Origin of the sequence: Sphingomonas lacusdianchii (genome assembly GCF_022664395.1) — a bacterium.
Lineage (GTDB): Bacteria > Pseudomonadota > Alphaproteobacteria > Sphingomonadales > Sphingomonadaceae > Sphingomonas > Sphingomonas lacusdianchii.
Genome location: NZ_JAKRET010000064.1, coordinates 1 through 2033, shown reverse-complemented (window position 1 = coordinate 2033; position 2033 = coordinate 1). Strand labels below are relative to the sequence as shown.

Below are 2033 nucleotides of genomic sequence, written 5' to 3'. Positions count from 1 at the left end.
CGGTGTCGCCGCGATCGAGCCGACGCTGGGCGAGATTGAGGCCACCGATGACGACGGCAAGCATATTGTTGAAGTCGTGCGCGATACCGCCGGTGAGCTGGCCTACCGCTTCCATCTTCTGAAGCTGGCGCACCTGGCTCTCGGCTTCGGTGCGCCGGCCGGTCTCCGCCTTCATCTCGTTACTCGCCTCGGCAAGCGCGGTGCTTTGCCGATCCACTCGCTGATTGAGCCGCAGCACCGCCTCGGCGCGCTCGATCGCGAGCCAGGTCAGTTCGGCGACCTCGCGGGCGAGCGCCACGTCACCTGGCGTCCAGTGCCTTACCTCCGCATGGTGGAGATAGATGCCCGCTTGCCAGCGGCCCTCGCGCATCAGTGGCACGCACACGCCCGCCAGAACGCCGCGATCGGCGAAGGGCAGGAAGTCGCCATCATCGTCGTGCCGGCTGTCGCTGAACACCAGCGTCTTGCCGCGGCGTCGCGACTGCGCGGCGCGCTCGCCGAAGCGGCTCACCGGATCGGTGCCGGTGAGCGGAGCCATCGTGCCGTCCGTCCAGTTCGCACCGTGGCGAAGCTGGTTGGCGCCGACGAGACGATAGAAGCCGACACGGTGTATTCCGAGCCGTTGTGCCAGTTCCTGTGCCGACAATCGGACGATGGCTGCCGGATCGGCGAGCGACCGCTGGCGGCCGGTGAGGTCGATCACGAACTCACGTTCCGCCTTGGCGGCCTGGAGCGCGAGGTCCGCCGCCATGCGCTCGCTGATGTCGTAGCTGATGCCGGGAAAGCGCACACATCTGCCGTCATCATCGAAGATGCAGCGTCCCTGCGCCGAAACCCAGCGGATCGCGCCGTCTTTGCCCAATAGCCGGTAATCGGACGCGAAGGTGCCGTCGCCGGCCATGACCTTCTCGATCTCTGCCTGCACGCGGGGGAGGTCGTCGGGATGAATACCCCCGAAGAACTCCGCGATCGGCGCGCCTTCGGCAGCCCGGTCCGGATCGACGCTGTAGAGGGTCGCGAAGCGGGTGTCGGCCGTCAGGCGGTCGTTGACGACATCCCAGTCCCACGAGCCGATGCTATTTCCCGCCGACAGGGCGAGTTGCAGCCGCTCGTCCGCCGCATCACGGTCGCGCACCGCGGCGATGCGCGCGGTGGTCTCGCCGGTGACGCAGAACAGGCCGGCGATGCCGCCGTCGTCATAGAAGGCAGGCGAGTAGGTGAAGGTCCACCAGCTCTCCTCGGGCATGCCGTCGCGGCTCAGGTCCAGCCGCATGTCAATCATCGTCCGTGTCTCGCCGGCCAGCGTCGCGCTCACCAACGGCTCGATATCATCCCAAATGCTTGCCCATACTTCGCGGAAGGGACGCCCTAACGCGCCGTCCAGCCGGTAGCCGAGGATCGGCCGGTAGGCGTCATTGTAGAAGCACAGCAACTCCGGTCCCCATGCCAGGAACATCGGCGTCGGGCAGGCCAGCATCAGCGTCAGCGTCGATCGCAGGGCTGCCGGCCACGTGTCGATCGCGCCCAGAGATGTGCCGGACCAGTCGTGAGCCACGATCTCGAAGCCGGTGGTGCTGGCGGTGGTGACGAAGGGATTGGAAGATGACGTAAACCGCATCTTGCTCGTCTAGCGGGAATCTTCGCAAAGGTGCAGGGGCGACGAACGGCTTCCGGTTTCAGGGGCAGCGGACCTGTTAAATCGCATCAATCGTTCAGCACGACATCCTTGACCAATCCCCGGTTTTTGCAACAGGCGGGCCTTTGCGATGACATCACCGTTCATGACGCTCGGTTACGAGCATCTGGCTGCTGGCGAGCTGGAGCGGGCGGCGCTCTGCCAAGCCAACAATTGCCGCACTCGACATCTTCGCCAAGCGCCAGGCGCTGCAACTCCGAGCGGTCAACCTCGCCGCCCTGATCGACGGCAAGAATGATCTGATCCTGCGCTCGCTCGCTCAGTCCGACCGTCGCGGTCGTGATCGACGTGCCGGCAAGGATCTGGCCGGTGAAAGTAGATGCTTACCAGCTCGAAC

Annotated in this window: 1 protein-coding gene; it reads right to left on the bottom strand. The window is 65.4% G+C overall.

Annotation, left to right across the window (positions count from 1 at the left end; genetic code table 11):
- A partial coding sequence (locus MF607_RS22435) for a PAS domain-containing protein (RefSeq protein WP_277926059.1) occupies positions 1–1477 on the bottom strand: 1477 nt, incomplete at its 3' end.
- Positions 1478–2033: the final 556 nt, after the last annotated feature.